This is a genomic window from Shewanella sp. cp20 (assembly GCF_000832025.1).
Classification (GTDB): Bacteria; Pseudomonadota; Gammaproteobacteria; order Enterobacterales; family Shewanellaceae; genus Shewanella.
The window spans coordinates 148,212-154,211 of the sequence record NZ_JPII01000042.1; the positions used below are offsets into that span (position 1 = coordinate 148,212).

The following is a 6,000-nucleotide window of genomic DNA, read 5'->3' on the forward strand; positions in this document are numbered from 1 at the left end:
ACACTCGAGACTGCAATTGGGTCAATAAAACTCAATATTTAGGAAGGCTAATGTTGTAGTGCTTGGGTTGAATTTACTGGTGGATGGATTAAGTGTGAGGTGTTAAATGCAGGATATCCAGAGTCATAGGGCGCTATCAATGGGGGAGTATGGTGTTATCTGTAAGTCAATAAACAAAGGCCCGCAAGCGGGCCTTTTGATTAGCTCAGAACTGGTTATGCATGTCATTCAAGGCATTGTGCAGCAGGTCATCATCATGGCTGTTAGCATGCAGCTCGTCTCTAGGGTCCTCGATATCGACTAGCGAGGGATGCGGTTTCTCCTTCTCGTGTTCCTCTAACAAAGGATTGTCGAAATGATCGGTTGTGGTGAGGGTAAGGTCGTCGGCGTCGAAATGCTCAGCACGGTTCAACGGTTGATCCAGATTTACCTCGGGTTTGGCTTGATGCTCTGCCAGCGTTAAATCTTGCTGACTCAAGCCGATCATTTGGAGATAGTGATCTACTGGAGAGAGTGTCGCATCGGCCAGTGGTTGTGCTTCTGCCTCAGTATGAGAGGATTCGGCATCACTAGCCGCCACCTCATGTGGGAGTACATGGGTAGGCTTCTCCTCATGGCGAGTTACTTGCCTTTCTGTACTGTCCTCGGCTTTGTCTTCGTCGACTTGATCGACAAAGACCTGAGTTTCATAGACTGTCTCTTGATTTCCGTTCTCTTCGGGTGAGTCGTGAAGCTCTGGAGGTGGCGGAGCGGGATTTGTCGTTGCCGGAGTTACCGTCATATCGACCAAGTGGGTCGCTTGCTGGTTTTGACCGCTGTGGCCGTGGATATAGGTAATATCCAGATTTACCTTGACGTCCACATTGGAGGAGTGGCTATCGTGGTAAAGGATATGGAATATATCGTGATGAGTCTCCGAGATGGTCTCGCCCGCCCAATGGGTGCCTCCCGTGGCCTTCTGTCCTGGTGAGGGCGCCTGGTTGTAGACATAGTCGACGTGGCCAGTATCAGGATCTATGGTCAGGGTGCCGTATTGGCCTCTAAGGCTTAGTGTCGGGTGTCCATGACCATCATCGATCGCCCAGGCCCCCTTAGTTTGGGCGTTGGGGGTAAGCTGCTGCAGTAGTGGTGGGGCAATCAGATCGCCCGTTATATGAGAGCCTACTGAGCCCGTACCTGTTGGTGTGGGGGGCTTAAGAAAACTCATCGTCGGTATCGGGTTGGCGTGATCGACCACATATAGCGGGCTACTCATCTGTGCTTGATTGCCTGCCAAGTCACTGACCATAGCCTTGATTTCCAGGTTACCACCAGGCAATGCATCAACATCGGCACCACTTAGCTGGGTGCTCCAGCAACCATTGTGTACACTAGTATGATATTGCTGTCCTCCAAGGATCACGGTGACTTGCTGCCCCTCCTCTACATTGCTCACCGTACCGCTAATGATTAGCGGTTGATGCTGTTCGACCGCTTGTAACATGTTGTCACCGGCGACAGGGTTCATATCTATGCTCGCCTGAGTATCGACTTTGAGCGATAGTGGCGTAGCCTGTACGGCATTATGTGTGCCAGGAGCCTGTGCGGTAGCTGTGATCTGATGTGCCCCCTCGCTAAGACTGCTGAGGGGGGCGCTATAGTGGCCATTGGCGTCGCTCAAAATGCTGGTGAGTTTGTGGCCCTGTTCATAGAGAGTGACCAGCGAGAATGGAATGCTCGTTTGTCCCTCGACTATGGGCTGAGTGTTATTGGTTATCCCATCGCTGTCGGAATGGCCTGTATCGCTGCTATGGCTCAGCGCTAAGGTGATTGCATTGCCTGGTGTTTGTGCCGATGTCGTTTGGGGTTTAGTGTCTACCAGCTGCGACGCACTTGTGACTGTGGCATGCAACTGGGGCTGTAGGCTGGTGCCTGTGGGCATGGTAAGGCTGACTCTGGCGTCGAAGCTGATATATTTGGTTTCACTTCCGCCGTGATTGTCGCTGACTTGTACTTCGAAGGTGTCGACTCCCAAGTATTGGCCGCTGACCTTGTCATAATGCATGCCGCTAACACTTTGATTGAGCTGATAGCTATATGCGCCAGTATCTGGGTCAACAACTAGAGAGCCAAATAGCCCAGATTGCTGGATGACCGAGAATGTATGGGTATCTTGGTTGTCGGAGTCCTGTACCGATAGGTGTCCTGTGGTACTAGAAATCTGCATTAGTCCCAGTTTAGGAATATCGTTTGTTCCGGTTATCTTGATGACAATATCCTGAGGAGTGCCGTCTAAGGTATAGACTCTGTGAGTGACCAATACCTCCTGGTGTTCACTAAGATGTTGTAGCTTGGCGTTATCCACCTTATAGGTCCAATTACCATCAGCGCCGATATGCAGACTACCGCCGAAGGGATCGTCAACTTGACTTGCGGTACCCGAGTGGAAGGCCTGTTGCCCCGCATCGGGATCAAGCACATTGAGATGTCCTGTGATGGCTATCTTGTTGTTAGCGTCTAGATTGTGGTCTTCACTTAGGTTACCTCGGGTATCGCCGGAGACTCGGGCTTGATCCTTCACAGCAGCGAGCGTGGTGCTCGCGCCTGTGTGGGTCACGCCGCCATGGGCATCTTTGACGTCATAGCTGAAGTGCACCGCGCCGTTGTAGTCTTTCTCTGGGATAAAGGTAAAGCTGCCATCTGGATTGGTGGTGATAGAGCCATGGTCAACATTGAGATTGTCTACGCTGAGTTGACCAACATCATTAGTGTCTATATCAGTGGCGTTGCTGAGTAACTCCGTCGCGGAGATTCGCATTGGTGTATCTTCAATGCCCGGCGCTAACGTGACTTCGCTACTGACCACTGGGGCATCATTGGTGCCGTGGATGGTCAGTTCAATGGTATGGGATGTGCCATCGGCAGAGTGGATGATGACATGGTCTTTTAAGGTGTCACCTTTGCCTAATGCCTGGATCTCAGGCTTAGTGGTGTCGATAACATATTCCCATACTCCCTGGCGATCTATGGTCAGGCGCCCGCCCAATTGGCTGGAGTAAGGTGCCCACTCAGGGTGAAAGACGTCATGCACTAGCGTACTAAAATTGAAGTGGTCTTCACCGGTATCGGCATCGGTGATCGTTAGCTGTCCACTGCAATGGATCATATTGGCTAGGAATGACACGGGTGAGTAGGTATTGACATCTTCAGTGACATGACCTGTGTCGATGCCGCCGATGATGGCAGCATCATTCACGGCTCCAAGTGTCATATTGGCCGAGGTGGAGACTCTGCCCCCGTTATGATCAACGACTTCGTAGTGAAAGGTGACCGGGCCGTTGTAGTCAGTATCTGGAGTGAAGGTAAAAGTTCCATCTGTATTTTGGGCGATCTGTCCATGGTCGGCTGTCAGGTTTTGAACATGAAATGCCTGCATGAAATTCCAGTCAACATCTTGGGTATTTGCGGTGAGCAGGGCTGGAGTTAGTATTACCGCCCTGTCTTCGGTGCCGTTGGGCAGATGCACTGCGCCACTTACCGTGGGGTTTTGGTTGGTGCCGTGAACATCAATGCCTATCTTTATGGTTTGTGTCGAACCGTCTGTCGATTCGGCCGTGACATTAAAGTATTCAGCTTTTTGCTGACCCGGAGCCAATACGGCAGCTTTTGCCGGATCCACTGCATATATCCATGAGCCATCGGCATGAATCTCTAGTGTGCCATAACTCCCCTGCAACCCACCTGCCGGTGTGGTATGCCATGAAACGGTATCGTGTGTATCTAGGTCATGGGCGTGAAGTTGGCCGCTGACAGACGCAGCTGTTGCTCCCTGTTCATCAATATCTCCAAGATGCTCCTGTTTTGTATCAATCTTTACACCATCTTCAGTGCCGTTAACTTTGACATTAATTGGAAAGCGGGTGCCATCTGGCGCGACCAGCGTCATCATTTCTGGCGGGAGAGTTTCGCCGGCCTTTAGGCCCTGTACGGCAGGATTTTGATTGTCTCCGATGTAGTTCCAGAAGAGTCCTGAAGGTAAGAAACTGGTGCCATCACTGTGGATAAGTTGAAACATACCGTAGGGTGTGTGTATATCCAGATTGGAATGCATGTCCCATTGATAAGTCTGCCCACCTGATTCAATGGTTAGATGGTCGATCTGAGTATCAGGATCCGTCACTTCAAATTTTTGCCAGTTGGTGGCATCGTGTAGGTACTGCGTCCCTACTTGGAAAACGTCATTCCCGTCTTCATGTGTTTGACCTGTATTTACGCCAGAAAACTGAGTTTGATCATCGCTCCCCTGAACTAGCACCTCAACATGACGTGTTGATTTTGACCCATCGGAAGAGACGGCGGTAACGTCGAAACCTTTTGCGAAACTGTCAGTAGCCTTAAGTATTTGTGACCTCACAGGATCCAAGGTGTAAGACCAGTGTCCGTTGGCGTCAAGATTAAATGTACCATGTGCATCTTTGATGGTTTGCGGTTGCCATGAAATCGCATCATCTTTGTCTGCATCGTGGGCCAATAACTGACCTTCGACTTTGACATGGGTGTCCTCTACCACAGCACCTAATGCAGAAGTGGTTGCTGCTGGTGTGTCAATTATCACACCATCTTCATGGCCATGAATGTCGACTTGTGTAGGGATGCGAGTGCCGTCTGCTGTGATAAAGACGATTCTGTCATGTAGCGACTGCCCATCTTTTAGGCCTTGGATATCAGCATTATTATTGTCTGCGCTATAGCTCCATTTATCGTGGCCATCTGTGCCGTGGGTAAAGTTAAAGGTACCGTATAGCCCTGCAATGTTGTCGGCGAAGTTTGCAGGTAAGTCATGGATAACACCATTTATCTCAACCTGAACGACTTTTTCTTGAGATGCTTCATCTGGATCTTGGACATCTAAATTCTGCCATCCAGAATGGAGCATAGCGTATGCGTCGGTCCTGTCTTCAGTGATTGACAGACCAATATTGGAGAGTGTCGCAGCATCGTTGATCGCGGCTAGAGTCATGGAAGCTGATGCTGCTGTAGCAGCTCCGTGTGGATCTTGAACTTCAAAGTTAAATCTAACTGTGCCGTTATAGTTGGTTTCTGGCGTGAAGGTAAATGTACCATTGTGGTTATTGGTGATGATGCCTGCCGATGTGCCATCGGGTTTAACCGCGACCAAATTGTGTACCGACAGTAGGGCGGTATCCCCCGTATCAATATCGGTAGTATGAGCCAACAATGTTGTTGAATCTAAGGTGACGGCAGTATCTTCTGTGCCCTGGGTTAATGTGACTTCACCCTTGACAACTGGGGCATCATTGGTGCCGTGGATGGTAATGCTAATGACATGAGGAGTGCCATCTTTAGAGTGGATGGTGACAGTGTCCTTAAGCGTGTCACCTTCACCTAACTGCTGGATTTCTGGTTTTCGATTGTCTATGTAGTAGTTCCAATTACCTTGCTGATCGATAGCGAGTTCACCGCCTAATGCCGAGATGTAAGGTCTGAATTCAGGATGTGTAGCGACAGAGATCAGTGTTTTAAAGTCGAAGCCAGATTCTCCTTTGTCGGGGTCTATGGCCGATAATGAGCCTTGAGCTTCCAATTTATAGGCGTAATTACCTTGCACACTGGCATGAGGATTCAGGTCTTCGGTAACATTGCCTGTATCTATGCCTGTAATAACGGCATTGTCTTGTACTGCCGCTAAGATGGTACTGGCGCCGGTGTGAGTGATGCCGCCATGGGCATCTTTGACGTCATAGCTGAAGTGCACCGCGCCGTTGTAATCTTTCTCTGGGATAAAGGTAAAGCTGCCATCTGGATTGGTGGTGATAGAGCCATGGTCAACATTGAGATTGTCTACGCTGAGTAGACCAATATCATTCGTGTCTATATCTGTGGCGTTGCTGAGTAACTCCGCCGCGGAGATTCGCATTGGTGTATCTTCAATGCCCGGCGCTAACGTGACTTCGCTACTGACCACTGGGGCATCATTGGTGCCGTGGATGGTCAGTTCAA

General features: G+C 49.9%; 1 protein-coding gene. It reads right to left on the bottom strand.

The features are described from left to right. Nucleotides 1-205: 205 nt before the first annotated feature. Nucleotides 206-5,995 carry a VCBS domain-containing protein gene (locus tag DB48_RS14325; RefSeq protein WP_327270818.1) on the bottom strand — a complete coding sequence of 1,930 codons (5,790 nt, stop codon included), beginning with the start codon at nt 5,993-5,995 and terminating at the stop codon, nt 206-208. Between the last annotated feature and the right edge of the window lie 5 nt (nt 5,996-6,000).